Raw genomic sequence first — 23,463 nt, forward strand, 5'->3', positions numbered from 1 at the left:
ACGATATTATATCATTTATTTGATAATTTGTAATCATATTTGTTAATAGTAGTAAATTTAACGCTATAGTCAGATTTTTAACAAATCTTGAATATTATTCCGTACAAAAAAAATATATTATATATGCAAACTGTTCCGTTCACTTCGTTCAAAGCCACTGTTTGCATATATAATATATTTTTTTCTGGTTTCAATATCGAATTTTATAAAAAAAAGAGGAACCCCTTTTGGTAGTTCCCCCCTCTTTATAAAATTGACTTCTAACTATACAAGTTCGATCAGAACTTCCATAGCTGCATCACCTTTACGCTGACCGATCTTTACGATTCTTGTGTATCCACCGTTACGATCTGCATACTTAGGAGCAATCTCATCGAATAATTTAGCTACGAGATCAACTTCTTTTGTATTTTTCTTCTTTCCAGCCTGTGCAGTTGGAACTTCCTTTACAGGATAAAGAACCTTCAGCATCTGACGACGAGCATGCAGTCTGCTTGGCATATCCTTTTTGATTGTTTTATCAACTTCGTCATATACAGTAACTTTCTTACCATCTACAACTTCTTTTACTCTCTTGCCATCTTTGTCTTTGCGGGCAACTTTAGCTTTTACAGTAACTTCTTCGAAGTTATCTTTTTCTTTAACAGCTAATGCGATAAGACCTTCAGCGATCTTGCGGATCTCTTTAGCCTTAGCTTCTGTTGTAACGATCTTTCCGTTATTCAGAAGTGCTGTTACCTGGTTTCTTAATAATGCTTTTCTCTGGCTTGATGTTCTGCCAAGTTTTCTATATTTTGCCATTTTAAATATCCTCCATTATAACACTTGGTTATGCTTCTTCGGGCTTACTAGCCAAATGCTCTGCCATGCACTTTCGGGCTTACTGACAGATTATTCTTCACCTTTACTCAGGCTTAAGCCTAACTCATCTAATTTTGCAAGTACTTCTTCCAGAGACTTACGTCCAAGGTTACGTACTTTCATCATGTCTTCCGGTGTTCTGTTTGTCAGTTCTTCAACTGTATTGATGCCAGCTCTCTTCAGACAGTTATATGAACGAACAGAAAGTTCAAGTTCATCAATGCTCATCTCAAGAACTTTTTCTTTTTCATCGTCTTCTTTCTCGATCATAACTTCTGCAGCCTGAGCCACTTCTGACAGGTCGATAAAGAGTTTCAGATGTTCGCTAAGTACCTTTGCAGCCAAACTTACAGCTTCGTCCGGAAGCAGTGTGCCGTTTGTGTATACATCCAATGTAAGCTTATCAAAGTCTGTAATCTGTCCGACACGGGTATTCTCTACTGTAAGGTTCACTCGTTCCACTGGAGTGTAGATAGAATCAATTGGAATCACTGCGATTGGCAGTTCGTCATTTTTATTCTTATCGGCACTCACGTAGCCTCTTCCATTTGTAATGGTAAGTTCCATATACAATTTGCTGTCTGCACCACCGTTTAATGTAGCGATTACAGTTTCCGGATTCATGATTTCAATATCCTGATCCACCTGAATATCAGCTGCTGTTACAACGCCTTCGCCTTCAAACTCGATATAAGCTGTCTTAGGCTCATCAGATTCAGATGTGTTTTTGATTGCCAGAGATTTCAAGTTCATGATAATCTCAGTGACATCTTCCTTAACACCCGGAATAGAACTGAACTCATGAAGAACACCGTCAATCTTAACCTGGCTGATTGCTGAACCAGGTAAAGATGAAAGCATAATTCTTCTAAGAGAATTACCTAATGTTGTACCATAACCTCTTTCAAGAGGTTCTACAACGAATCTACCATATTTCTTATCATCTGAAATATCAGTTATTTCAATATTGGGTTTATTAAAATCAAACACTAAGTCCACCTCCTGTGGGTTACGGTTTATTATTTAGAATATAACTCGACGATTAACATCTCATCTACAGGAACATCGATTGCTTCACGTTTTGGAAGTTCTTTTACTGTTCCTTTCAGGTTTTCCAGATCAGCTTCTAACCATTCTGGAACAAGACGTCCGCCTGTAACCTCAACGATCTCTTTGTATCTTGGTGAGCTCTTCTTAGCTTCTTTGATTTCTACAACATCTCCAGCCTTTACAAGGTATGAAGGGATGTTGATCTGTTTTCCGTTTACAAGTACGTGCTTGTGGTCAACGATCTGTCTTGCTTCACGTCTTGTTCTAGCAAGTCCAAGACGGAATACAACGTTGTCAAGTCTTGACTCTAAGAGTACCATCAGGTTTTCACCTGTCATACCATTCATCTTAGATGCTTTCTTGAAGTAGTTCAGGAAAGGTTTCTCTAATACACCATAGATGAATTTAGCTTTCTGTTTCTCACGTAACTGGAGACCATACTCGCTCATTTTTCTATTCGCTCTTTTTAACTGTCTGTTAGACTTTTTATCAATTCCTAAATAAACTGGATCCATTCCGAGGGATCTACATCTTTTAAGAACCGGAACTCTATTTACTGCCATGTTTTTGTTTTCCTCCTATATAATTCGGACACATACAATCCGTTAACGTAGTGAATAATAATAGTACTAGACTCTTCTGCGTTTTGGTGGACGGCAACCATTGTGTGGTACTGGTGTAACGTCTCTGATGCTTGTTACATCGATTCCGCATGCCTGCAGGGCACGAATTGCTGCTTCTCTACCTGAACCTGGTCCTTTAACCATTACGTCAACTGATTTTAAACCATGTACTAATGCTGCTTTAGCTGCTGTTTCAGCTGCCATCTGAGCTGCATAAGGGGTAGATTTTCTTGAACCTCTGAATCCGAGACCGCCTGCACTTGCCCATGACAGAGCATTTCCCTGTGCATCTGTTAATGTTACGATTGTGTTATTAAAAGATGACTGGATGTGAGCCTGTCCGTGTTCAACGTTTTTCTTGACACGTTTCTTTGTCACTTTTTTTGTAACTTTCTTTGCCATAATAAAACTAACCTACTCTTTCCTTAAATAAATTATTTCTTCTTGTTTGCTACTGTTCTCTTAGGACCTTTTCTAGTTCTAGCATTTGTCTTAGTCTTCTGACCACGAACTGGAAGTCCTTTTCTGTGACGGATTCCTCTATAGCATCCGATTTCCTGTAATCTCTTAATGTTGAGGGCGATTTCTCTACGAAGATCACCTTCTACTGTCTGAGTCTCATCGATTACAGCACTGATTTTCTTTACATCGTCGTCTGTAAGATCTCTACAACGAATATCAGGATTAACTCCTGCTTCTGTTAAGATACGAGTTGCACTTGTTCTACCGATTCCGTAGATATAAGTTAATCCGATCTCAACACGTTTGTCTCTTGGTAAGTCTACACCTGCTATACGAGCCATGTGAATTTCCTCCATTTTCTTTCATTGTTAATTGTCTTTAATAGGGGACATGATTTTGTCCCAGGCATGTTCGGTATCATGCCCTTTCCGGCCACCGCTCATGTTATGGAAACTATGCGGTAATGACGAGCCGGCATTAGAAGCAATATACGAGGATCGTCACCGGTCTTTCGGGTGCGCCTTGTATATTTGAAATAGTATCCACACCGCCTGGCGTGTCCACTATCAGCCGCCTAAATACATCAAACATTGCTCAGAATTAACCCTGACGCTGTTTGTGCTTTGGATTTTCGCAGATAATGCGAACGCTTCCTTTTCTTTTAATTACTTTGCATTTTTCGCAAATTGGTTTTACTGATGATCTAACCTTCACGGGGATCCTCCTTTCATCCATTGCTATGCCTTTGTTGCTACACTGCTTTCTGTTGAAATCGCAACTCAGAGATTCCAGCGCATAAATACACCCAGAAAACGTGCTTATATAGTATAGCATTTATTTGCAAGATAAGTCAATAGTTTTTTGACTTATTTTTACACATTTTTGTTAGAGTTCTTATTTATCTCTCCAGATGATTCTTCCTTTTGAAAGATCGTATGGTGACAGCTCTAATGTTACTTTATCTCCCGGCAGGATCTTGATAAAGTTCATTCTCAGCTTTCCGCTGATGTGAGCTAATACCTGATGTCCATTCTCAAGTTCTACCTGAAACATTGCGTTTGGCAGTTTTTCTACTACAGTTCCTTCAATTTCAATAACGTCAGCCTTTGACATTCTATCTTCCTCCTACTTCTCTTCTTTCATCCAATCCTTAATTAACTTTCTTATGCCTGCATCATCAAGTTCTTTCATATTATATATCCCGTGAACGATCTGTACATGCTTTTTCTTCTTTTTCTTCGGATGGCCGAGTGTTCTGATGCGGCCATCCACCAGATATACATATGTATCATCCACTTCTTTTATGATATACATCTGTGCTTTATCATGTCCGGCTTTTGATCTTGCAAGCATTCCTGCTTCATACATCACCATATCTGTTTCCTCTTATTATATCCGTCTATTCATTGTCACAGGTTAAGGACAGAATTCTAGGTTCGCCTTCGGTGATCAGTATCGTGTTCTCATAATGTGCCGATAAAGAACCGTCTCTTGTTACAACTGTCCAGTCATCATCCAGCCAGTCAACTTCGTAAGTTCCTATATTGATCATCGGCTCGATGGCAAGTGTCATACCGGGTCTTAATTTTACACCCTTGCGTCCCACTTCATAATTCGGGATTTCCGGTGCCTCATGAAGCGCTGTTCCGATTCCATGTCCACAAAGATCTCTTACAACACCATAACCTCTTTCTTCGGCATATCTGCCGATCGCACCGGATATATCAAATAGATGATTCCCTGCTTTGGCATATTTTATACCCTCAAAAAAGCATTCTTTTGTAACCTGGATCAGTTTTTTCGCTTCTTCACTGACTTCACCGACCGCATGTGTTCTTGCTGCATCCGAATGATACCCCTTATAGATTACCCCGGCATCCAGACTGACAATATCACCTTCATGAATGATTCTGTGTTTATCCGGAATTCCATGAACAACTTCCTGGTTCACCGATACACAGATCGATGCAGGGTATCCATTGTAATTCAGGAAAGAAGGAATACATCCATAGCTTCTGATGATTTCCTCCCCCAGTGTATCAATATCCTTGGTACTCATTCCCGGGTGAAGTGCTTTTTCCAGTTCATTATGTACACGTTCGAGTATCTTTCCGGCTTCCGCCATCAATTCGATTTCTCTTTCAGATTTAATCGTGATTGCCATAGTCTTATGCTCCAAGTATCTCTACAATCGCTGCAAATACATCATTGATGTCAACCGTTCCGTCTACTGTCTTTAAAATACCTGCTTTAGTATAATAATCGATCAGAGGCTGTGTCTGCTCATGATATACATTCAGTCTCTTCTGTACTGTCTCCGGTTTGTCATCGTCTCTTAAAATAAGCTCTTTTCCGCATACATCACAGATTCCTTCTGTCTTGGTCGGTGCATATACCAGATGATAAGTTGCTCCACATCCTACGCATGCACGGCGTCCACCCATGCGCTTTACAATATTCTCATCCGGAACATTCACATCAATTGCATAATCAATCTTGTCTCCGAATTCTGCCAGAGCCTTATCCAGAGCCTCTGCCTGTGGAATTGTTCTCGGGAAACCATCCAGAACATAACCATTCTTACAATCATCCTGCTGTACACGATCTACTACCAGACCTACTACCAGTTCATCCGGAACTAACAGTCCCTGATCCATGTATGTTTTTGCCTTATTTCCCAGTTCTGTTCCGTTTTTAATATTCGCTCTGAAGATATCTCCTGTGGAAATGTGTGGAATATCATATTTCGCTGCAATCTTTTTTGCCTGGGTTCCTTTGCCCGCTCCAGGGGCACCTAACATAATAATTTTCATTGGCAGTTCCTCCTTATAGCATTTTAACCCGCGAAAAAAATCTTCCCGCGAGTCAAAATATTAACTATTTAAAAATCCCTTGTATGTTCTTACAAGCGTCATTGAATCAATTTGTTTAAGTGTTTCCAATATTACACTGACAATAATGATCAGAGAAGTACCGCCAAAGGATACTTTTGCTCCAAGCCATCCATTAAATAATATCGGAACAATCTGTACCAGAATCAATCCGCATGCACCAACAAAAATAATATAATTCAAGATTTTTGTCAAATATTCTACTGTTGGTCTTCCCGGACGAATTCCCGGTATGAATCCACCGCTCTTCTTCATATTATTTGCAATCTCCAATGGATTAAATGTAATTGAAGTGTAAAAATATGCGAAGAATACAGTCAGGACAATATATAATACCAGTCCCCAAGAGTATTTAATCTGTTCCGGATTGCACCAGTTACTCTGATTCAATCCTCGAAGTATCTCACTTCCGATTCCACTTCCGTTATCTTTTCCAAGGAATGATGCAATTACAATTGGAAATTGCATCAAAGATGATGAAAAGATAATCGGGATAACACCTGCAGTGTTAACCTTCAACGGAATGTTTGTAGACTGACCACCATAAGATCTTCTTCCAACTACTTTCTGGGAATACTGTACAGCAATTCTTCTTTCTCCATCCTGCAGAATTACGGTAAATACAACCAATGCAAGAATGATTGCAATGATTACACATACTGCAAGACAAGCGGAAGCAATCGCTTTTCCTTTCACGAACTGGTCAAATAACGTCTTCATATCACTCGGAATACGAGAGATAATGTTGATCACCAGGACAATAGAAATACCATTGCCCACACCTTTTTCTGTAATTCTCTCACCAATCCACATCAGAAAAGCTGATCCAGCCGTGAGTGTTAATACGACAATTGCTGCATTAACAAAATTATACTTCACCAGAAGTCCCTGACGTCCAAATCCGACCGCCATAGCTCCAGATTCAATTAAAGCAAGACCAACGGTAAGATATCTTGTAATAGCAACAATTTTCTTTCTTCCGGTCTCGCCGTCACGCTGCATTTCTTCCAACTGCGGAATTGCAATTGTAAGCAGCTGAACTATGATTGATGAAGTAATATAAGGTGTAATGCTTAAGGCAAATACAGACATTTGCTCAAAAGAGCCACCGGTGAAGGCGTTAAATAAATTGAACGCCTCTCCAGTGTTTTGAGCAAAGAAATTCTTAATATATTCACCATTTACGCCTGGTGTTGGCAACTGCGATCCAATTCGTATTACGATTAACATCAAAAATGTATATCCGATCTTTTTTCGAATATCTTTTATCTTGAATGCCTTTCGAAATGCTTCTAACATTAGATCACCTCTGCTTTTCCACCTAATGCCTCGATCTTAGCTACAGCACCTGCGCTGAATGCATCAGCCTGAACTGTAAGTTTCTTAGTAAGTTCGCCATTTCCAAGGATCTTAACTCCATCCTTTGGATTTGTAACGATACCCTGCTCGATTAATGTATCTACAGTTACAACTGTATCATTCTCAAATACTTCAAGAGCACTTACGTTGATACCAACGATTGTCTTAGTGTTTCTGTTAGTGAAACCTCTCTTTGGTATTCTTCTATATAATGGCATCTGACCACCTTCGAAACCAGGTCTTGTACCTCCTGAACGAGCTTTCTGACCTTTATGTCCCTTACCAGCTGTCTTACCATTTCCAGAACCGTGTCCACGTCCTCTTCTGAAATTATCACTCTGCTTTGATCCGTCAGCAGGTCTTAAGTTAGATAAATCCATTGTGACACCTCCTTATCCGAATAAATTAATTATACTTCTTCTACTTTTACCAGGTGAGAAACCTGTTTAACCATACCTCTTGTTGCTGCATTATCTGGAAGTACAACAGTTTTGTTCAGCTTCTTAAGTCCTAATGCTTCAACAGTTTTCTTATGCTTAGGTACAGCACCAATTGTAGATTTTACTAATGTGATTTTTAAATCTGCCATTTTGTTCTACCTCCTTAGCCAAAGATCTCTTCAACAGATTTACCGCGAAGCTTAGCTACTTCTTCTGGAGTTTTAATCTGGCGTAATCCTTCGATTGTAGCAAGTACTACATTCTGTTTGTTGTTAGAACCAAGAGATTTTGTACGAATGTTCTTGATTCCTGCCATCTCGATTACGGCACGCGCCGGACCACCGGCGATAACTCCAGTACCTTCTGGAGCCTTCTTAAGTAATACAGAAGCGCCTCCGAATTTACCGATATAATCATGTGTTACACTGTCATTTTCATCTAATGCTACAGAGATGAGATTCTTAGCTGCATCTTCTTTTCCTTTGCGGATTGCTTCCGGAATTTCTGTAGCTTTTCCTAAACCTGCACCAACATGGCCATTTCCGTCACCAACAACTACTAAAGCTGTGAATCTCATATTACGGCCACCCTTAACAACTTTGGTTACACGTTTAATTGATACTACTTTTTCGTTTAATTCTAATGAATTAGCATCAATACGTTCCTGTCTCATGTGTGCTCCTCCTTCTAGAAATTCAACCCAGCTTCTCTAGCTGCGTCTGCTAATGCCTGTACTTTACCCTGGTAAATAAATCCGCCTCTATCGAAGACAACGTCTTTAATACCTTTTTCAAGGGCCTTTTCTGCGATTACTTTTCCTAAATATGCTGCTGCATCAACGTTGTTAGTTTTCTCCAGGTTTGCTTTCACATCTTTCTGAAGAGTGGAAGCGGAAACCAGTGTATTTCCAACTGTATCGTCAATAATTTGAGCATACATATGATTATTACTTCTGAATACTGCTAAACGTGGGCACTCAGCTGTACCAGATAAACGGTTACGTAATTTTCTGTGCTTGTTTACGCGAACTTCACTTCTTGATTTTTTGCTAACCATTTTCACACTCTCCTTACTTATTTTTTACCAGTCTTACCAACTTTACGTCTGATAACTTCATCAGCATACTTAATACCTTTACCTTTGTAAGGCTCCGGTCTTCTCTTGTCTCTGATTTCAGCTGCGTACTGGCCAACTTTTTCTTTACTGAGTCCTTTAACGATGATCTTGTTCTGACCTTCAACTACTGTCTCAACGCCTTCAGGATCTTCCATCTCAACTGGATGAGAATAACCAAGGTTCAGTGTTAATTTGTTACCTGATTTTGCTGCTCTGTATCCAACACCATTAACTTCCAGAACCTTCTGGTATCCTTCTGTTACACCAATAACCATGTTATTGATCAGTGTTCTTGTAAGACCATGTAAAGATTTCATCTTCTTTAAGTCATTTGGTCTTGTTACAACGATTTCTTCGCCTTCCTGTTTGATTTCCATCTCTGTTGGAAGTGCTTTCTCAAGTGTTCCCTTTGGACCTTTAACAGTCACTACATTGTTCTCAGCGATCTCAACAGTTACGCCTGCCGGGATAGCGATTGGATGTCTTCCGATACGTGACATACCTTGTTCCTCCTTAACTTAGATTCTCGGAAAAGCTCTTATGGCTTCTCTGTTTTCAGTTTCTATATGGCAATCAGTTCAGGCTGTGCCTTACGGCACACCTTCACTAAGTTGCTCGCGGGTTTCTTACCAAATATAGCAGAGAACTTCTCCACCGATACCAAGCTTTCTGGCAGCTTTATCAGTGATTACACCCTGGTTTGTGGAAATGATTGCTGTTCCAAGTCCACCAAATACCTTAGGTACATTCTCGCTTGAAGCGTATACACGAAGACCTGGTTTAGAAATTCTCTTAAGGCCTGTGATAACTTTTTCGTTCTTATCAGCACCGTATTTCAGTGTGATGTGAATTGTTTTGAATACTCCGTCTTCGATAACGTCGTATTTTTCGATATATCCTTCATCTAACAAGATATTAGCGATAGCAAGCTTCATCTTGGATGCCGGAACATCTACAGTATCATGTTTAGCAGTATTTGCATTACGAATTCTTGTAAGCATATCTGCGATTGGATCACTCATTGTCATTGTTCTTTCCTCCTACCAACTTGCTTTCTTAACACCTGGAATCTGTCCTTTGTATGCTAACTCACGGAAGCAAACACGGCAGATACCATATTTTCTCAAATATGCATGTGGACGTCCACAGATTCTGCAACGATTGTATTCTCTTGTGGAGAATTTCTGCTTGCGCTGCTGTTTTACTTTCATTGCTGTCTTAGCCATAATTTACCTCCTTATTTTGTAAATGGCATGTTGAACTGAGTAAGCAGTTCGCGTGCCTCTTCATCTGTTTTAGCAGTAGTAACGAAGATGATATCCATACCTCTTACCTTATCTACTTTATCGTATTCGATTTCTGGGAAGATCAGCTGCTCTTTAATTCCGAGAGCGTAGTTACCTCTTCCGTCGAATGCGTTAGGATTTACACCTCTGAAGTCACGTACACGTGGGAGTGCAAGGTTAACCAGACGGTCAACGAATTCATACATCTTTTCTCCTCTTAATGTAACTTTACATCCGATCGGCATACCCTCTCTGATCTTAAAGTTAGCAACGGACTTCTTAGCTTTACAAACTACAGCCTTCTGACCTGTGATTTTCTCCATGTCAGCGATTGCAGCATCTAAAAGTTTTGCGTTATCTTTTGCTTCACCAACACCCATGTTGATAACAACTTTATCGAGTTTTGGTACTTCCATAATATTTTTATAACCGAACTTTTTGATCATTGCATCAATGATCTCGTTCTGGTACTGTTCTTTCAGTCTACTCAAAGCTTTGGACCTCCTTCCTCAAATTAATCAATCACTTCGCCTGTTGATTTAGCGTAACGTACTTTTTTGTCTCCGTTCATCTTGATACCAACTCTTGTAGCTGTTCCTTTGTGAACATACATTACGTTAGAGATATCGATAGGTCCTTCCTGACGAACGATTCCGCCTTCCTGGTTCTGAGCACTTGGTTTTGTGTGCTTTGTCAGCATATTTACGCCTTCAACGATAACCTTTCCAGTCTTCTGGTTAACAGCGATAACTTTGCCTTCTTTGTCTTTATCTTTACCGGCGATTACTTTAACTGTATCACCTTTTTTGATCTTTAACATTGACATCTTACGCGCACCTCCTTAAAGTACTTCCGGAGCCAGAGAAACAATTCTCATGAACTGTTTGTCACGAAGCTCTCTTGCTACTGGCCCGAAGATACGGGTTCCTCTTGGTGTCTTATCATCTTTTATAATTACAGCAGCATTTTCATCGAAACGGATGTAAGATCCATCTTTACGACGAGTACTGTTTACAGTACGAACAACTACAGCTTTAACTACGTCACCTTTTTTAACAACGCCGCCTGGTGTTGCATCTTTAACAGTCGCAACGATTACATCACCGATACTTGCATATCTTCTTGTTGAGCCGCCAAGTACACGGATACACAGTAACTCTTTCGCACCTGTGTTGTCTGCTACTTTAAGTCTGCTTTCTTGCTGTATCATGCAGGTTTCCCTCCTTATACTATTTCACTTTTTCCATAACTTCAACAAGTCTCCATCTCTTGTCTTTTGACAGAGGTCTTGTTTCCATAACTTTTACTTTGTCGCCGATATTGCACTCATTGTTTTCATCATGTGCTTTTAATTTATATGTCTTCTTTACAATTTTCTTGTAAAGTGGATGTTTTACATGATCTTCGATTGCTACAACGATAGTTTTATCCATCTTGTTGCTGACAACCTTACCAACTCTGGTTTTTCTAAGATTTCTTTCCACAGTCTGTAACTCCTTTCATTTTGTGAGTTTTCAGTTTCTACTGAGCTGCCTTTTCAGTGATTACTGTCTGAATTCTGGCAATATTTCTTCTTACTTCTTTAATTCTGCTTGTATTGTCCAACTGGTTTGTTGCGTTCTGGAATCTTAAATTGAAAAGTTCCTTTTTAGCAGCTACTAATTCTTCATTCAGCTCTGCAGCTGATTTTGTTTTTAAATCTTCAACAAATGCATTAATTTTCACTGTTATCACCGCCTTCTAAGTCTGCGCGAGAAACTACTTTACATTTACATGGCAGCTTGTGAGTTGCAAGACGAAGAGCCTCTTTAGCAACTTCTTCTGGTACACCTGCGATCTCGAAAAGAACGCGTCCCGGTTTAACAACAGCTACCCAGTATTCTAAGGTTCCTTTACCAGAACCCATACGTGTCTCAGCTGGTTTCGTAGTTACAGGTTTATCTGGGAATATCTTGATCCAAACTTTACCACCACGTTTGATGTAACGTGTCATAGCGATACGGGCTGCTTCGATCTGGTTAGAACGGATCCAACAAGGTTCCGTTGCAACGATACCATATTCACCGTTTGTAATCTGGTTACCGCGAAGAGCTTTACCCTTCATGGTACCACGGAATTGTTTACGACGTTTTACTCTTTTTGGCATTAACATGATTATCTATCTCCTTCCTTAACTGTTTTCTCCGGAAGAACTTCGCCTTTGTAGATCCAAACTTTAACACCAACTTTTCCGTAAGTTGTGTTTGCTTCAGCGAATCCGTAGTCAATGTCTGCTCTCAGTGTCTGAAGAGGAATTGTTCCCTCGCTGTAAAACTCTGTACGAGCCATATCAGCTCCACCAAGACGTCCTGATACAGAAGTCTTAACACCAAGTGCTCCAGATTTCATAGTTCTTGACATGCATGATTTCATTGCACGTCTGAAAGAAATACGGTTCTCAAGCTGTAATGCGATGTTCTCAGCTACTAACTGAGCATCTTTATCCGGTCTCTTGATTTCTTTGATGTCAACGATTAACTTTTTATCTGTAAACTGTGCTAATTCACCTTTTACTTTCTCGATCTCTGCTCCACCTTTACCGATTACAACACCAGGTTTTGCTGTGTAAACGATAATCTTTACGCGGTCAGATGCTCTCTCGATTTCAATTTTAGAAATACCAGCACTGTATAATCTCTTCTTAAGATATGTTCTGATTTCATGGTCTTCCACTAAGCAGTCTGCGAAATCTTTCTCTGCATACCATCTTGAGTCCCAGTCTTTGATAACTCCGACTCTCAAACCATGAGGATTAACTTTCTGTCCCATGTTTGCCCTCCTTATCTTTCATCAAGCACGAGTGTAATGTGGCTCATTCTCTTTTCGATTCTGTAAGCTCTACCCTGTGCTCTAGGTCTGATTCTCTTCATTGTTGGTCCTTTGTTTGCATAAGCCTCTGCAATGTACAGATTCTCAGCATTCATGCCGTTGTTGTTCTCAGCATTTGCAATTGCAGACTCTAATAATTTCTTTATTAAACTAGAAGCATATCTTGGATTATATGTCAAAATACCAAGTGCTGTTGTTACATCCTTACCTCTGATGGCATCTAATACGAAGCATGCTTTCTGAACAGAAACTCTTGCGTAAGATAACTTAGCAGAAGGTCTTGTATCTTTGTTAGCATTTCTTTCTCTTTTAATTTGGGATCTATGTCCTTTAGCCATGGATGAACCCTCCTTTCACAATCTAATTATCTAACTTTGGATTTCTTTTCGTCTTTTCCGTGTCCTCTGTAAGTTCTGGTTGCTACGAACTCTCCGAGTTTGTGTCCAACCATATCTTCAGTAACATATACAGGTACGTGCTTTCTTCCGTCATGAACAGCAATTGTGTGTCCGATCATGCTTGGGAAGATTGTAGAACGACGGGACCATGTCTTGATTACAGACTTGTCTCCAGCCTCGTTCATAGCATCAACCTTTTTAAGCAGGCTTGCGTCTGCGAATGGTCCTTTTTTAATAGAACGTGCCATAGGTTCTAACCTCCTTATGAAAACTATTTAATTGCTTTACCATCTCTTCTTCTTACGATCATCTTGTTAGAAGCTTTATTTTTCTTTCTTGTCTTAAGACCAAGTGCTGGTTTACCCCAAGGTGTACACGGACCCGGACGACCGATTCCTGTCTTACCTTCACCACCACCATGCGGATGGTCATTCGGGTTCATAACAGAACCACGAACTGTAGGTCTGATTCCCATATGACGTTTACGTCCTGCTTTACCAATGTTGACCAGGTTGTGATCACCATTTCCTACAACTCCGATAGAAGCTCTGCACTCAAGCGGTACCATTCTCATTTCTCCTGATGGAAGTCTGAGAGTTGCATATTTTCCTTCTTTAGCCATTAACTGAGCACTGTTACCTGCGGAACGAACCATCTGTCCGCCTTTTCCAGGATGAAGCTCGATGTTGTGGATCTGAGTACCAACTGGAATCTGTGCTAATGGGAGGCAGTTACCGATCTTAACTTCAGCTTCTGGTCCATTCATAACTGTCATTCCGTCTGTCAGTCCTTCAGGTGCGATGATATATGCTTTTTCACCATCTTCATAGCAGATCAGAGCAATGTTAGCTGTTCTGTTTGGATCATATTCGATACCAAGTACAGTAGCGTGGATATTGTCTTTTCTTCTTTTGAAGTCGATAATTCTATATTTTTTCTTAGCTCCGCCTCCGCGGTGTCTAACTGTGATTTTTCCTTGATTATTACGTCCAGCCTGTCTGCTCTTTGGAGCTAACAGAGATTTTTCTGGTGTTGTCTTTGTGATTTCAGAGAAATCAGAACCAGTCATCTGTCTTCTGGAAGGCGTATATGGGCGGTATGTTTTAATTCCCATGATTAATCTCCTTTCAATTGTTTATTGTCACGGTTTCTATCCGTATGCTTTGCAATCTTATAATCCCTGGAAGATTTCGATATCTGCGCTATCTTCTGTAAGTTTTACGATTGCTTTTTTAGTTTTAGCTGTTTTTCCGAAGTTGTAAGTTCCACGAACTCTTTTCTTCTTTCCATCGTTGTTCATTGTGTTTACTTTCTCTACTTTAGTTCCTGTAAACATCTTTTCAACAGCTTCTTTAATCTGAGATTTTGTTGCTTCTGGGTGTACTAAGAAAGTGTATTTCTTTTCTCCCATAAGTTCCATACTCTTTTCTGTTACTACAGGTTTAAGGATTACATCATAATACTGAACATTTGCCATTATGCGTACACCTCCTCGATTTTAGCAACAACAGCTTTTGTTGTGATTACTGTGTTGTATTTTAAGATATCGTACACATTGATTGTATTAGTCTTTGCAGTCTTAACATCAGCGATGTTTCTTGCTGAAAGCTCTGCGTTCTTGTTGTCATCCTCTAATACTACTAATGCTTTAGATACATCTAAATTCTTAAGAATGTTTGCAAAGTTCTTTGTCTTTGCTTCTTCGAAGTTGATCTCATCGATTACGATGAATTTGTTTTCTTCGACTCTTGATGTGAGTGCAGATTTCAGAGCTGCTCTCTTCTCTCTCTTATTCATTTTGAAAGAATAATCTCTCGGAACTGGTGCGAATACAACTCCGCCGCCTGTCCACTGTGGAGCTCTTGTAGATCCCTGTCTTGCATGACCGGTTCCTTTCTGTCTCCATGGTTTTCTTCCACCACCAGAAACTTCAGAACGTGTTTTTGCTTTCTGTGTTCCCTGACGGTTATTTGCAAGCTGGCTTACAACTGCCATGTGTACAAGATGTTCATTAACTTCAACACCGAATACAGCATCGCTTAAGTCGATCTTACCAACTTCTTTACCTTCGATATTATAAACAGATACGTTAGCCATCTTAAGTGTCCTCCTTCCTTCGCCAAATCTTAGTTAGCTTTTACTGCTTCTTTGATAGTTACTAAAGATTTCTTAGGTCCCGGTACTGAACCTTTAACCAGAAGTAAGTTGTTCTCAGCGTCAACACGTACAACTACGAGATTCTGGACTGTAATCTTCTTACTTCCCATGTGTCCCGGCATGTGTTTTCCTTTGAATACTTTACTTGGATCTGAACAAGCACCGTTTGAACCAGCATGGCGATGATACTTAGAACCATGAGCCATAGGTCCTCTTGACTGATTGTGACGTTTGATTGCACCCTGGAATCCTTTTCCTTTAGAGATTGCAGTTGCGTCAATCTTATCTCCAGCAGCGAAAATATCAGCCTTGATTTCCTGGCCTAACTCATATTCGCTAGCATTTTCAAACTTAAATTCTCTTACATATCTCTTACCTGTAACACCGGCTTTAGCAAAGTGTCCCTGCTCTGCCTTTGTTACACCGTGACGGTGAACAATTTCTTTCTTTCCGCCTTTGTCCTTGTTGATGATCTTGTCTTTCTTGTCAACGAATCCAACCTGAACAGCTTCGTATCCGTCATTCTCAACAGTCTTGATCTGTGTTACAGCACAAGGTCCAGCCTGAAGAACTGTTACCGGAGTAAGTGTTCCGTCTTCGTTGAAGATCTGAGTCATTCCGACTTTTGTTGCTAAAATAGCTTTCTTCATTTTATTTTACCTCCTGTGATTTACAGCGGAACGCCCGATTGGACGCTCATCCTAAATTATAGGAATTACTGCTTCTTATTTCATTTTGATATCAATAGCTACACCAGCTGGCATCTCTAATCTAGATAATGCATCTACAGTCTTCTGTGTTGGTGCAATGATATCGATCAGTCTCTTATGAGTTCTCTGTTCGAACTGTTCTCTGGAATCTTTGTATTTGTGAACAGCTCTTAAGATTGTAACTACTTCCTTCTTTGTCGGAAGTGGTACAGGTCCACTCACCTTAGATCCATTTTTCTTTACAGTTTCGATGATTTTCTTAGCGGATGCATCTACTAACTGATGATCATACGCTTTCAAAGTGATTCTCATTACTTGACTTGCCATAAAAAAAGTCGCCTCCTTTTCGTACTTATAATCGAGTACGACAAGCGGTGACTGTACACTCTCCCGTGTGTGTCGTGAGAACCCACACGTTGTTACCACATCGCAGTGGCCGTTATAGTAGTTTCGTACAGTGACTTGTCGCCAGTTTCCTAACTTGACATTCGCTCCACGGAAAACCTGCTAATTCCTAGCAGCAACCTCACGCTTCAACGCTATCATGTCACAGCTCTCTTAGTATATCCGATTCCCATACATTTTGCAAGTACTTTTTTTGTTTTTTTATTCATACAATTTATTTTGTACTTTCCACTCAAACATGTTAAGTTTTTGCCAAATAGTATTATTTTCTCTTATTTTAATATTACATTTTCTAATATTTTATTGATATTTCAAATTTTCCAGACTATACTATTACTATAAACCAAAGCAATCAGGGGAGTCAGACATCATGGATGTGTTGCTTCCCTTTTTTTGCACAATATTATAATGAATGGAGTGTGTTACATATGAGTGAAAATGGAAATCAATCTCGTGAATGGAACTCTCGTTTTGGTTACATTATGGTTGCCGCAGGAGCTGCGATCGGCCTCGGAAACATTTGGAAATTCGCATATCTCGCCTTGTAGAGAAAGTAACCAAAATCATTATGCTGTATTCTTTCTCTTCCTTATTATATGTAGTATCTGAGCAATGTTCGTAACCAGCAATGCAATCAATGGTTTAAAATACTATCTTCTGCCTGATTTTAGCAAATTCAATTTCACTGTATTTTCCCAGGCAGCAACCCAGGTTTTATTCTCTGTCGGAATCGGTAACATTATCATTTCCCTCAGATTCGGACTCTTAAGTAATATTAAACTTCCATGGCTGGATGCTTCCGGAATATCACACCTGGGGATTTAAAGAATACGAAAAAGAACTCACCAATGACGGTAAGTTCGGCAGAGTAACTTTATACGACAAAATCCTTACCTGCATTGTTGTTCCGATATTTATGATAATCATCATTTTAAATGTATTCGGATTCATACGATGATTTTAAAAAAGTCATCCGATAAGCTTGTAATTTTGATATTTTTTAGCTACTATTAATAAGCAAATAAATTTTTTATAAATTTTTGTATTTTCATACATTGGAGAATAAAAGAATGGACATCAAAAGTTGGAAAATCATGTTAGCCGTTGATGATTACGGCAGCTTTACCCGCGTAGGCGCGGAACTTGGATACACACAATCCGGTATTACGCAAATGATGAAAAATCTGGAAAAGAAAGTCGGGTTCCCGCTCTACATCAAAGACCACCACGGTATTACACTTACAAATGAAGCAAAGTCACTTATTCCGGCAATCCGCACATTATTGAATGCCGATGAAGTAATTCATCAGGAAATTGCTGCATTAAATGGTGCGCAGAGAGGAACCATCCGCATCGGCACTTATCTAAGCTGTTCAATTCACTGGATTCCAAAGATCATCCGAGAATTCCAGCAGAAACATCCGGATATCATCATCCAGGTTATCGAAGGGGTTGAAGGAGAACTTGCCGACTGGATTCAGGAACGACGTGTAGATATCGGATTTATCAGTCTGCAGAAAAATCATAAATATCAGTTCCTTCCGGTCATGAACGACTTGATGTACGCAGTTGTTCCAGAAAACGATCCTCTTGCAAAAGAAGAAGAAATTCCAATCGAAGCATTTGAAGATGCACCTTTTATCATCACAGAATACACACCAGGAAGCGACGTACACCGTATTTTAAAAAAGCATAAAATCCATCCGGATATCCGCTATGTAACCAGAAATGAATTTTCTTCCCTTTCCATGGTCGAACACGAACTGGGATATTCTATCCTCCCGGGTCTTTTACTTCGCGGCCAGCAGGGAAAATTTGTAAAACGTCCATTGAAGCCAACAATTACAAGACAGTTAGGACTTGCATATTCTTCTCTCGAAAATCTGTCACCTGCTTCAAAGACTTTTCTGGAATATGCAAAAGACTTTCTGCTAGATGATTAAGTCAATATTCATGCAGAGTAAATGACGTTCTTTCTCATTTATTCATTAAAATTGCACGAAACACCTCCCGCTTTATCACGTTTTTCTTGTTGCAATGCCAGTTTTTTCCATCCTTATTGACATCATCGAATTAACGTGCTATATTAATATCAACTTAAAAACAGACACAGACACCAATGGCGGTTCCTTAACAGAATTCTATTATGCGGGAACTGCTCTTTTAAAATCAGACATTATATTATAGTAATTTGTTTTTAAGAAACCATTATTATGGTTGTTATTGCAGTTATACCTAAGCCGGTCGTTTCCCCCAAGAATGACCTTGCGAAGGTGAACTCCAATTGATATATACATCCTCTATATAGAGGAGCATTCCCCAGCTTTGTATATAAAGACAAAACTGCAATGCAACGAGGAAAAACCTCTCAATGACATACCAATAAGAAAGAGCACGACATGTTCAGATGTCGTGCTTTTTCTTATTGAATCTGTCTATAATTTTCATGTTTGATTGACTTTTAACGATTTAATTGGTAAAATATTAATACAAAGCAATGCGTGAATTTATAGAAAATCTTTACAAATCGGGGTGTATAAGATTTCTTTTTTTAAAGTGCTAAAATACATTTTGCACTTATGTATTCACATGTATAGCTTGTCAACAATTAAATATGAAAATCTGGAGGGATGAATTTATGTTATTAGCGATCCAAATTTTATTAGGTGTTTTGTTCGCCGGAACAGGTATCGGCCTTGTTGTCGACATAGGCAAGAACCGCATGGATGAACTCAAAGGTTCTACAGGTAAGCAGTGGGCTTCCGCTTTTGCGGTTGGTATCATAGCCAACTTCCTTGATACTTTAGGATGTGGTTCCTATGCACCATCAACATTCATGTACAAACTTTTTAATCAGATTGATGATATCAACATTCCGGGTACACTGAATGTTGGTGACACATTCCCAGTTATTTTTGAGGCATTCATCTTCACAACTTCTGTAGAATGTGATCCTATCTTCTTATGGGTAATGTATATCTGTGCCGCTGTTGGTTCATTCGGATTTGCATCCATCGTAACAAAATGGCCACGTAACAAGATCAGAATTGCTCTTGGAACCATTATGATTCCTCTTGCTGCGATCATGCTTTGCAAGAACTTAGGTGTCGGACCTTTCGGTATTGTTGGTACTGCAACAGGATTAAGCGGATGGAAACTGATCGTTGCCGCAGCTCTTAATATCTTATGGGGTGCTTTAATGGATATCGGTTTCGGTCTTTATGCACCATGTATGGCAACATGTCTGCTTCTTGGTGTTGATGCTGCTACATGCTTCCCTGTATTCATGGGATCTTGCGCATGCTTAATGCCGGCTTGTTCTATCGAGTTCATTAAATCACACAGATATGACGTACCACACACAGTCGGTAATGCGCTCGGCGGATGTATCGGTGTATTCATTGCATGGAAAGTGGTTACAGGACTTCCGATGTTCTGGCTCATCAACTTAATTTGTATCGTTCTTCTTTGGACTTCTTACACATTACTTAGTGCAGCAAAGAAAGATAAAGCAAAAGGTATTGCTTAATATCTGCAAAACATATAAATAAGCAATGCACTTATTTAAACAAAATAACATCCGGATGGCAGTCTTAACAGACTGCCATCTTTATATCCTGACACTCAAGAAGAACTGCCTGTGCAGTTTCCACGCATTACAATTTTATTTATGGAGAATATCATATGTTTGTTAACGAATATGTAATGACACGCAAGCGTTATGACAAATGGGCAGCTCCAAAATTCTGGAAGCTTCCCATCTTTTACGTATATTGTATAATCTTCGCAGCCGGAACTTTTGGCTGGATTTATTTTCATCATGTAGGCGCTTCGCTCAGATGGCAGTCTGTTGGTGCTACACTTTCCTTTATAGCCCTCTACCGCGGAGTATTTTTCAAATGGATGCATGCTGACAAAACTTTCCGTGTGACACGCGCACAATATTTCAATGGAAAAGACTGGACATGTAAAGTGATGATCCGTGAGAAAGATATAGCACTCTTTATCAACAATAAGATCAACAATCATGTAAACTGGGAAGATCTCACAAAATTTGAAGAAGCAAAAACTTATTATAAATTAACTTCCAAAGATCAGATAGAAGGAGTTATGCTTGACAAAGACTCTTTTACAGAAGGGGATTCGAGCAGTTTTAAACAATGGATGTTAGAACAGCATCCGGAAATCAAATACGGACCTATTGATTCGGCATTTGACAAATAGAAAAAGAGAAGATTTCCATCGCAAAATGTGGTAATCTTCTCTTTTTACAAGTTCTCCGTTTTCCTTTTTTCAGACATTCTGTCCAGATATTTTAACGTCCTTCCAGTTCGTCTTTATGGCGCATCTTGAGTTTCAGAAGTGCCTTCGCCTTCAGACAGTCTACTTTCACCATATTATTTTCTCCGACAACGTCTGTTTCTGTGCCATCGGCACTCTTATTAATATCAATGATTCCATCCAGATAATCATTGACTACAACGAACTTCGCAACCGTTCCGCTGAAATTAAGTCCCGTTACCGGAATTCCACGAATACCAAGTTGTTCACATGTGTTGGTATAATCCACATCACTATTTCCCCATCCATCTGATGATATGATCACACCATCTGCACGCATACACTCAGCCATTGCTGCCGCTCTGGTTCCAACCAGCATCTTATCTTTATTATCATCCGGAGTCCCTACTATAATAAGTCCAAGAAGGTCCAGATCTGTATCCTCAGATACGACTTCCAGAAGAGGATCTCTGAAATGATGTAATGATGTTTCTTTTGTCGATGGTCCAATACCCATAACTTCTGCACCTCCTATTATTACTGCATCGAACGGATAATACCGTCTCTGTACTCATTTGGAGTAATCATAACCGGCATATTACCCATATCGATAATTGAACGTCCGCCTTCAACCCCTGACGGTTCATCCGGGAACATCCACGTATCATACATAGCTCCCTGACCTGCAACCTGACGGATAATGACAACCTTCTTCTTTCCAGGTCTCACCTTATCATGATATTCATGCCGTTCCGTACACTTGTCCCCTTTGAACTTTTTCAGTTTATCCCTGTATGTCTGAATAAATTCATCACACAGTCTGTGCGCAGTAAATGGTCCATGTCTCTCCTGTCCCATTCCGGCCGCAAATGTAACATCAAAAGAAATGATATAATCATCATCTCCCGGTGTACCTGCACGGTTTAAGTATAACTGTTCTTTCAGATTCCCTTCCGATGAACCAAATTCGTGACACTGCTTTCCATTCACATCAACGCCTGTCAGCATTACATATACACCGGTTATGGTGTGAGTAATTCCTTCTCCCAATTTACCAAGCACTTTTGTTGAGATTGGAATGATATCCATGATCGTGTTCGTCCATCTGTCGTGGTCTCCCGGTTTTATGATTTGAATATCAATCTTCTCAATACAATCATCCTGTGCAACAAGCTGATCGATCATCTCTTTACTGACTGTCATATGTCCATCCGTTGTGATATTATTGTGTTCACCCCATTCCACATCTGTCATATGAAATGCTTTGATCACAAGGCGTCTTAAGTCTATCTCTTTCTCAGCCATCATGTCACCTCCTATATTCTTAAGGCATATCTCTTTCCTGTACCGTTCAGGAAATTAAGCATATCTCTGCCCCTTTCTATGCCTTCTCCATGTCTCTAGTATACAATATACTGCAAGAAATTCCAATATATTGTCTCATTCTTTTTTTAAAAAAGGGCAGATGCAAAATACATCTGCCCTTCTTAAGATCAACAATATTCTTTAAATAGAATTAGATCTTAGCAACATACTCGAATGGCAACGGAACAATCTTTCCTGGAGTTTCGATTTTCTCTAACTGCTCCAGAGTTGCCTTTACGATCTGTGTCTGCTGTTCTACGTTGTGAGGACCACCCGCATTAGCACCCATAGGTACCAACGGAGCTACCGCACGAGGAGTACCAGTCTGACGAACAACTGGTGGAAGAGCTGCAATAATAATTGTAGGAATTCCAGCTTCTTCAATCGCTCTCTGCACCAATACTGCAGAGCGGTGGCAGGTACCTCAGCCAGCGGTGAGGATTACTGCGTCAACATCCTCATTTTTGAACATTTCAGCGATAGCAGGACCAGTTTCATGTTTGAATTTCTCCTGGTTTCCACCACCACCCATGAATCCAGCATGTACAGGAGCACAAGCTCTGATAAATCCTTCTGCAGCTAATTCATGAATTCTGTCAATTGGGAACATACAGTTGATGTCCTTATTAACATCACTGTTATCATATCCACCGTGTGATACCATCAGATCACTAGATGGTGTAGTGTTTTCGATCTTTCTCCATGTGAAGTCACCAGCAAGGTTAAATCTCTCCTGGCTCTTCTTGTGAACACCTGCTGCTGTTGCAAGAGCGATAGACATATCTTTCAGCTCTTTTGTTACAGGAGCCCATACTGACGGTGGAGTAATAGGAACGAATATTTCAGACTGTAAGCCTTTAACAACCGTTAAACTCATTTTTAATCCTCCTTATTAGCATCCAAACGTGCTTGCATTTCTTGTTGTTTGCGACGTTCTTTTTCAATATTGCTGACGTATTTCTCATTTACTTCCGGTCCGAGCTGTTCCGGGAAACTCATGTTCCAGCCAACTTCCTGACCTACTTTCGGTTCTGTATCGCAGATGAACATTCTCTTCGGAGCTTTAAAGAACCCCAGACGTCCTTTCAAGTCGATGCTGATGCTACAGTCATCAACATCTACGATCACACCTTCCATATAAATGATCTTATCGCCATAGTGTAAACGTTCATTATCCATTATGATAACACC

40 protein-coding genes are annotated in these 23,463 nt (G+C 39.8%); 4 read left to right on the forward strand and 36 right to left on the reverse strand.

All coding sequences use genetic code 11. The features are described 5' to 3' along the window. Positions 1-264: 264 nt before the first annotated feature. The 32 genes from NCY30_RS06545 to rpsJ all read right to left on the reverse strand — a co-directional run bounded on the left by NCY30_RS06545 (position 265) and on the right by rpsJ (position 16,548). Positions 265-801 carry a bL17 family ribosomal protein gene (locus NCY30_RS06545; RefSeq protein WP_006427410.1) on the reverse strand — a complete coding sequence of 179 codons (537 nt, stop codon included), beginning with the start codon at positions 799-801 and terminating at the stop codon, positions 265-267. Positions 802-891: 90 nt separating this feature from the next. Beyond that, entirely contained in the window at positions 892-1,851 is a 960-nt protein-coding gene (locus tag NCY30_RS06550; protein ID WP_022415190.1) for a DNA-directed RNA polymerase subunit alpha, read from the reverse strand. Between the two features lie 29 nt (positions 1,852-1,880). After that, positions 1,881-2,474 (reverse strand): 30S ribosomal protein S4, encoded by a 594-nt coding sequence (gene rpsD / locus NCY30_RS06555; RefSeq protein ID WP_006427408.1) that lies wholly within the window; start codon positions 2,472-2,474, stop codon positions 1,881-1,883. A gap of 66 nt (positions 2,475-2,540) precedes the next feature. Then, the gene (gene rpsK / locus NCY30_RS06560; protein WP_005332330.1) at positions 2,541-2,936 is read right to left on the reverse strand and encodes a 30S ribosomal protein S11; all 396 of its coding nucleotides are present in this window, start codon (positions 2,934-2,936) and stop codon (positions 2,541-2,543) included. Positions 2,937-2,968: 32 nt separating this feature from the next. After that, positions 2,969-3,337, reverse strand: a complete 369-nt coding sequence (gene rpsM / locus NCY30_RS06565; protein ID WP_022415191.1) for a 30S ribosomal protein S13 — start codon at positions 3,335-3,337, stop codon at positions 2,969-2,971. 259 nt (positions 3,338-3,596) lie between these two features. Beyond that, on the reverse strand, positions 3,597-3,710 hold the full coding sequence (gene rpmJ / locus NCY30_RS06570) for a 50S ribosomal protein L36 (RefSeq protein ID WP_005339020.1): 114 nt from the start codon (positions 3,708-3,710) through the stop codon (positions 3,597-3,599). Positions 3,711-3,890: 180 nt separating this feature from the next. After that, positions 3,891-4,109: a translation initiation factor IF-1 gene (gene infA / locus NCY30_RS06575; RefSeq protein WP_004607275.1), complete on the reverse strand. Its 219-nt coding sequence runs from the start codon at positions 4,107-4,109 to the stop codon at positions 3,891-3,893. A gap of 12 nt (positions 4,110-4,121) precedes the next feature. Beyond that, positions 4,122-4,370, reverse strand: a complete 249-nt coding sequence (locus NCY30_RS06580; protein ID WP_006427406.1) for a KOW domain-containing RNA-binding protein — start codon at positions 4,368-4,370, stop codon at positions 4,122-4,124. Between the two features lie 25 nt (positions 4,371-4,395). Beyond that, entirely contained in the window at positions 4,396-5,160 is a 765-nt protein-coding gene (gene map / locus NCY30_RS06585; protein ID WP_161159408.1) for a type I methionyl aminopeptidase, read from the reverse strand. A gap of 4 nt (positions 5,161-5,164) precedes the next feature. After that, complete coding sequence (locus NCY30_RS06590; protein ID WP_250818578.1) at positions 5,165-5,809, reverse strand: adenylate kinase; 645 nt, start codon at positions 5,807-5,809, stop codon at positions 5,165-5,167. Between the two features lie 60 nt (positions 5,810-5,869). Next, on the reverse strand, positions 5,870-7,186 hold the full coding sequence (gene secY / locus NCY30_RS06595) for a preprotein translocase subunit SecY (RefSeq protein WP_250818579.1): 1,317 nt from the start codon (positions 7,184-7,186) through the stop codon (positions 5,870-5,872). Next, positions 7,186-7,626, reverse strand: coding sequence for a 50S ribosomal protein L15 (gene rplO / locus NCY30_RS06600; protein ID WP_006427402.1), 441 nt, complete (start codon positions 7,624-7,626; stop codon positions 7,186-7,188). Before rplO ends, secY begins: the two co-directional genes overlap by 1 nt. Positions 7,627-7,655: 29 nt before the next feature. Continuing rightward, positions 7,656-7,835 (reverse strand): 50S ribosomal protein L30, encoded by a 180-nt coding sequence (rpmD, locus tag NCY30_RS06605; protein ID WP_006427401.1) that lies wholly within the window; start codon positions 7,833-7,835, stop codon positions 7,656-7,658. 14 nt (positions 7,836-7,849) lie between these two features. Beyond that, a complete protein-coding gene (gene rpsE, locus NCY30_RS06610) occupies positions 7,850-8,359 on the reverse strand; it encodes a 30S ribosomal protein S5 (protein WP_006427400.1) in 510 nt (169 codons plus the stop codon). 14 nt (positions 8,360-8,373) lie between these two features. Then, positions 8,374-8,742, reverse strand: coding sequence for a 50S ribosomal protein L18 (gene rplR, locus NCY30_RS06615; RefSeq protein WP_022415193.1), 369 nt, complete (start codon positions 8,740-8,742; stop codon positions 8,374-8,376). Positions 8,743-8,759: 17 nt separating this feature from the next. After that, on the reverse strand, positions 8,760-9,302 hold the full coding sequence (rplF, locus tag NCY30_RS06620) for a 50S ribosomal protein L6 (protein WP_006427398.1): 543 nt from the start codon (positions 9,300-9,302) through the stop codon (positions 8,760-8,762). Between the two features lie 126 nt (positions 9,303-9,428). Continuing rightward, positions 9,429-9,830 carry a 30S ribosomal protein S8 gene (gene rpsH, locus NCY30_RS06625; protein WP_118378334.1) on the reverse strand — a complete coding sequence of 134 codons (402 nt, stop codon included), beginning with the start codon at positions 9,828-9,830 and terminating at the stop codon, positions 9,429-9,431. A gap of 12 nt (positions 9,831-9,842) precedes the next feature. Beyond that, positions 9,843-10,028 carry a type Z 30S ribosomal protein S14 gene (locus NCY30_RS06630; protein WP_006427396.1) on the reverse strand — a complete coding sequence of 62 codons (186 nt, stop codon included), beginning with the start codon at positions 10,026-10,028 and terminating at the stop codon, positions 9,843-9,845. An 11-nt stretch (positions 10,029-10,039) separates the two neighbouring features. Next, on the reverse strand, positions 10,040-10,579 hold the full coding sequence (gene rplE / locus NCY30_RS06635) for a 50S ribosomal protein L5 (RefSeq protein ID WP_022416485.1): 540 nt from the start codon (positions 10,577-10,579) through the stop codon (positions 10,040-10,042). 23 nt (positions 10,580-10,602) lie between these two features. Further along, entirely contained in the window at positions 10,603-10,914 is a 312-nt protein-coding gene (gene rplX, locus NCY30_RS06640; protein ID WP_250818580.1) for a 50S ribosomal protein L24, read from the reverse strand. A 15-nt stretch (positions 10,915-10,929) separates the two neighbouring features. Further along, positions 10,930-11,298 (reverse strand): 50S ribosomal protein L14, encoded by a 369-nt coding sequence (rplN, locus tag NCY30_RS06645; protein ID WP_006427393.1) that lies wholly within the window; start codon positions 11,296-11,298, stop codon positions 10,930-10,932. A gap of 19 nt (positions 11,299-11,317) precedes the next feature. Continuing rightward, positions 11,318-11,572, reverse strand: a complete 255-nt coding sequence (gene rpsQ, locus NCY30_RS06650) for a 30S ribosomal protein S17 (RefSeq protein ID WP_022416483.1) — start codon at positions 11,570-11,572, stop codon at positions 11,318-11,320. A gap of 37 nt (positions 11,573-11,609) precedes the next feature. Beyond that, positions 11,610-11,813, reverse strand: a complete 204-nt coding sequence (gene rpmC / locus NCY30_RS06655; RefSeq protein WP_021860015.1) for a 50S ribosomal protein L29 — start codon at positions 11,811-11,813, stop codon at positions 11,610-11,612. Continuing rightward, entirely contained in the window at positions 11,803-12,240 is a 438-nt protein-coding gene (gene rplP / locus NCY30_RS06660; protein WP_006427390.1) for a 50S ribosomal protein L16, read from the reverse strand. Before rplP ends, rpmC begins: the two co-directional genes overlap by 11 nt. Positions 12,241-12,242: 2 nt before the next feature. Continuing rightward, a complete protein-coding gene (gene rpsC, locus NCY30_RS06665) occupies positions 12,243-12,896 on the reverse strand; it encodes a 30S ribosomal protein S3 (RefSeq protein ID WP_006427389.1) in 654 nt (217 codons plus the stop codon). Positions 12,897-12,907: 11 nt separating this feature from the next. Then, complete coding sequence (gene rplV, locus NCY30_RS06670) at positions 12,908-13,294, reverse strand: 50S ribosomal protein L22 (RefSeq protein WP_004607294.1); 387 nt, start codon at positions 13,292-13,294, stop codon at positions 12,908-12,910. 26 nt (positions 13,295-13,320) lie between these two features. Beyond that, a complete protein-coding gene (gene rpsS / locus NCY30_RS06675) occupies positions 13,321-13,602 on the reverse strand; it encodes a 30S ribosomal protein S19 (protein ID WP_006427388.1) in 282 nt (93 codons plus the stop codon). Positions 13,603-13,625: 23 nt separating this feature from the next. Next, on the reverse strand, positions 13,626-14,468 hold the full coding sequence (gene rplB / locus NCY30_RS06680) for a 50S ribosomal protein L2 (protein WP_022416482.1): 843 nt from the start codon (positions 14,466-14,468) through the stop codon (positions 13,626-13,628). A gap of 57 nt (positions 14,469-14,525) precedes the next feature. Next, positions 14,526-14,831 carry a 50S ribosomal protein L23 gene (gene rplW / locus NCY30_RS06685; protein ID WP_006427386.1) on the reverse strand — a complete coding sequence of 102 codons (306 nt, stop codon included), beginning with the start codon at positions 14,829-14,831 and terminating at the stop codon, positions 14,526-14,528. Then, entirely contained in the window at positions 14,831-15,451 is a 621-nt protein-coding gene (gene rplD, locus NCY30_RS06690) for a 50S ribosomal protein L4 (protein WP_006427384.1), read from the reverse strand. Before rplD ends, rplW begins: the two co-directional genes overlap by 1 nt. Before the next feature lie 29 nt (positions 15,452-15,480). Then, positions 15,481-16,161, reverse strand: coding sequence for a 50S ribosomal protein L3 (gene rplC / locus NCY30_RS06695; RefSeq protein ID WP_006427382.1), 681 nt, complete (start codon positions 16,159-16,161; stop codon positions 15,481-15,483). A 75-nt stretch (positions 16,162-16,236) separates the two neighbouring features. Continuing rightward, positions 16,237-16,548, reverse strand: coding sequence for a 30S ribosomal protein S10 (gene rpsJ / locus NCY30_RS06700; protein ID WP_006427379.1), 312 nt, complete (start codon positions 16,546-16,548; stop codon positions 16,237-16,239). 506 nt (positions 16,549-17,054) lie between these two features. Between rpsJ and NCY30_RS06705 the strand changes: the two genes are divergently transcribed. The 4 genes from NCY30_RS06705 to NCY30_RS06720 all read left to right on the forward strand — a co-directional run bounded on the left by NCY30_RS06705 (position 17,055) and on the right by NCY30_RS06720 (position 20,850). After that, positions 17,055-17,174 (forward strand): hypothetical protein, encoded by a 120-nt coding sequence (locus tag NCY30_RS06705; protein WP_147578432.1) that lies wholly within the window; start codon positions 17,055-17,057, stop codon positions 17,172-17,174. Positions 17,175-17,696: 522 nt separating this feature from the next. After that, entirely contained in the window at positions 17,697-18,569 is an 873-nt protein-coding gene (locus tag NCY30_RS06710; protein ID WP_055214638.1) for a LysR family transcriptional regulator, read from the forward strand. A gap of 695 nt (positions 18,570-19,264) precedes the next feature. Further along, the gene (locus NCY30_RS06715) at positions 19,265-20,155 is read left to right on the forward strand and encodes a hypothetical protein (RefSeq protein WP_055214636.1); all 891 of its coding nucleotides are present in this window, start codon (positions 19,265-19,267) and stop codon (positions 20,153-20,155) included. Between the two features lie 155 nt (positions 20,156-20,310). Then, positions 20,311-20,850: a YcxB family protein gene (locus NCY30_RS06720; protein WP_055214634.1), complete on the forward strand. Its 540-nt coding sequence runs from the start codon at positions 20,311-20,313 to the stop codon at positions 20,848-20,850. A 91-nt stretch (positions 20,851-20,941) separates the two neighbouring features. On the opposite strand, the gene NCY30_RS06725 is transcribed toward NCY30_RS06720, so the two are convergent. From NCY30_RS06725 to NCY30_RS06740, 4 genes are all read right to left on the reverse strand, one after another. Beyond that, positions 20,942-21,424, reverse strand: a complete 483-nt coding sequence (locus NCY30_RS06725; protein ID WP_055214632.1) for a glycine/sarcosine/betaine reductase component B subunit — start codon at positions 21,422-21,424, stop codon at positions 20,942-20,944. A 20-nt stretch (positions 21,425-21,444) separates the two neighbouring features. Beyond that, entirely contained in the window at positions 21,445-22,212 is a 768-nt protein-coding gene (gene prdD / locus NCY30_RS06730) for a proline reductase cluster protein PrdD (protein WP_028088466.1), read from the reverse strand. Positions 22,213-22,423: 211 nt separating this feature from the next. Then, positions 22,424-23,149 carry a D-proline reductase (dithiol) protein PrdB gene (prdB, locus tag NCY30_RS06735; RefSeq protein WP_117597705.1) on the reverse strand — a complete coding sequence of 242 codons (726 nt, stop codon included), beginning with the start codon at positions 23,147-23,149 and terminating at the stop codon, positions 22,424-22,426. Between the two features lie 2 nt (positions 23,150-23,151). Then, complete coding sequence (locus NCY30_RS06740) at positions 23,152-23,451, reverse strand: CBO2463/CBO2479 domain-containing protein (protein ID WP_028088469.1); 300 nt, start codon at positions 23,449-23,451, stop codon at positions 23,152-23,154. Between the last annotated feature and the right edge of the window lie 12 nt (positions 23,452-23,463).

The organism is Dorea sp. MB18-49, assembly GCF_023669465.1.
Classification (GTDB): Bacteria; Bacillota; Clostridia; order Lachnospirales; family Lachnospiraceae; genus Dorea_A; species Dorea_A longicatena.

What these genes read in the sequence shown, in the direction of transcription:
- rplF (WP_006427398.1), bottom strand. Translation starts at nt 9,302, where the DNA reads ATGTCACGTATCGGAAGACATCCAATCGCTATCCCGGCAGGCGTAACT.
- rpsS (WP_006427388.1), bottom strand. Translation starts at nt 13,602, where the DNA reads ATGGCACGTTCTATTAAAAAAGGACCATTCGCAGACGCAAGCCTGCTT.
- NCY30_RS06740 (WP_028088469.1), bottom strand. Translation starts at nt 23,451, where the DNA reads ATGGATAATGAACGTTTACACTATGGCGATAAGATCATTTATATGGAA.
- map (WP_161159408.1), bottom strand. Translation starts at nt 5,160, where the DNA reads ATGGCAATCACGATTAAATCTGAAAGAGAAATCGAATTGATGGCGGAA.
- NCY30_RS06720 (WP_055214634.1), top strand. Translation starts at nt 20,311, where the DNA reads ATGTTTGTTAACGAATATGTAATGACACGCAAGCGTTATGACAAATGG.
- rpsH (WP_118378334.1), bottom strand. Translation starts at nt 9,830, where the DNA reads ATGACAATGAGTGATCCAATCGCAGATATGCTTACAAGAATTCGTAAT.
- rplV (WP_004607294.1), bottom strand. Translation starts at nt 13,294, where the DNA reads ATGGCTAAAGGACATAGATCCCAAATTAAAAGAGAAAGAAATGCTAAC.
- NCY30_RS06710 (WP_055214638.1), top strand. Translation starts at nt 17,697, where the DNA reads ATGGACATCAAAAGTTGGAAAATCATGTTAGCCGTTGATGATTACGGC.
- NCY30_RS06705 (WP_147578432.1), top strand. Translation starts at nt 17,055, where the DNA reads ATGAGTGAAAATGGAAATCAATCTCGTGAATGGAACTCTCGTTTTGGT.
- NCY30_RS06545 (WP_006427410.1), bottom strand. Translation starts at nt 801, where the DNA reads ATGGCAAAATATAGAAAACTTGGCAGAACATCAAGCCAGAGAAAAGCA.
- infA (WP_004607275.1), bottom strand. Translation starts at nt 4,109, where the DNA reads ATGTCAAAGGCTGACGTTATTGAAATTGAAGGAACTGTAGTAGAAAAA.
- rpsJ (WP_006427379.1), bottom strand. Translation starts at nt 16,548, where the DNA reads ATGGCAAGTCAAGTAATGAGAATCACTTTGAAAGCGTATGATCATCAG.
- rpmD (WP_006427401.1), bottom strand. Translation starts at nt 7,835, where the DNA reads ATGGCAGATTTAAAAATCACATTAGTAAAATCTACAATTGGTGCTGTA.
- rplC (WP_006427382.1), bottom strand. Translation starts at nt 16,161, where the DNA reads ATGAAGAAAGCTATTTTAGCAACAAAAGTCGGAATGACTCAGATCTTC.
- rplW (WP_006427386.1), bottom strand. Translation starts at nt 14,831, where the DNA reads ATGGCAAATGTTCAGTATTATGATGTAATCCTTAAACCTGTAGTAACA.
- prdD (WP_028088466.1), bottom strand. Translation starts at nt 22,212, where the DNA reads ATGGCTGAGAAAGAGATAGACTTAAGACGCCTTGTGATCAAAGCATTT.
- rplO (WP_006427402.1), bottom strand. Translation starts at nt 7,626, where the DNA reads ATGGATTTATCTAACTTAAGACCTGCTGACGGATCAAAGCAGAGTGAT.
- rpsM (WP_022415191.1), bottom strand. Translation starts at nt 3,337, where the DNA reads ATGGCTCGTATAGCAGGTGTAGACTTACCAAGAGACAAACGTGTTGAG.
- rplR (WP_022415193.1), bottom strand. Translation starts at nt 8,742, where the DNA reads ATGGTTAGCAAAAAATCAAGAAGTGAAGTTCGCGTAAACAAGCACAGA.
- secY (WP_250818579.1), bottom strand. Translation starts at nt 7,186, where the DNA reads ATGTTAGAAGCATTTCGAAAGGCATTCAAGATAAAAGATATTCGAAAA.
- NCY30_RS06580 (WP_006427406.1), bottom strand. Translation starts at nt 4,370, where the DNA reads ATGGTGATGTATGAAGCAGGAATGCTTGCAAGATCAAAAGCCGGACAT.
- rplX (WP_250818580.1), bottom strand. Translation starts at nt 10,914, where the DNA reads ATGTCAATGTTAAAGATCAAAAAAGGTGATACAGTTAAAGTAATCGCC.
- NCY30_RS06630 (WP_006427396.1), bottom strand. Translation starts at nt 10,028, where the DNA reads ATGGCTAAGACAGCAATGAAAGTAAAACAGCAGCGCAAGCAGAAATTC.
- NCY30_RS06725 (WP_055214632.1), bottom strand. Translation starts at nt 21,424, where the DNA reads ATGGGTATTGGACCATCGACAAAAGAAACATCATTACATCATTTCAGA.
- rplN (WP_006427393.1), bottom strand. Translation starts at nt 11,298, where the DNA reads ATGATACAGCAAGAAAGCAGACTTAAAGTAGCAGACAACACAGGTGCG.
- rpsD (WP_006427408.1), bottom strand. Translation starts at nt 2,474, where the DNA reads ATGGCAGTAAATAGAGTTCCGGTTCTTAAAAGATGTAGATCCCTCGGA.
- rplP (WP_006427390.1), bottom strand. Translation starts at nt 12,240, where the DNA reads ATGTTAATGCCAAAAAGAGTAAAACGTCGTAAACAATTCCGTGGTACC.
- NCY30_RS06715 (WP_055214636.1), top strand. Translation starts at nt 19,265, where the DNA reads ATGTTATTAGCGATCCAAATTTTATTAGGTGTTTTGTTCGCCGGAACA.
- rpsC (WP_006427389.1), bottom strand. Translation starts at nt 12,896, where the DNA reads ATGGGACAGAAAGTTAATCCTCATGGTTTGAGAGTCGGAGTTATCAAA.
- rpsK (WP_005332330.1), bottom strand. Translation starts at nt 2,936, where the DNA reads ATGGCAAAGAAAGTTACAAAAAAAGTGACAAAGAAACGTGTCAAGAAA.
- rplB (WP_022416482.1), bottom strand. Translation starts at nt 14,468, where the DNA reads ATGGGAATTAAAACATACCGCCCATATACGCCTTCCAGAAGACAGATG.
- NCY30_RS06590 (WP_250818578.1), bottom strand. Translation starts at nt 5,809, where the DNA reads ATGAAAATTATTATGTTAGGTGCCCCTGGAGCGGGCAAAGGAACCCAG.
- rplD (WP_006427384.1), bottom strand. Translation starts at nt 15,451, where the DNA reads ATGGCTAACGTATCTGTTTATAATATCGAAGGTAAAGAAGTTGGTAAG.
- rpsE (WP_006427400.1), bottom strand. Translation starts at nt 8,359, where the DNA reads ATGAGACAGGAACGTATTGATGCTAATTCATTAGAATTAAACGAAAAA.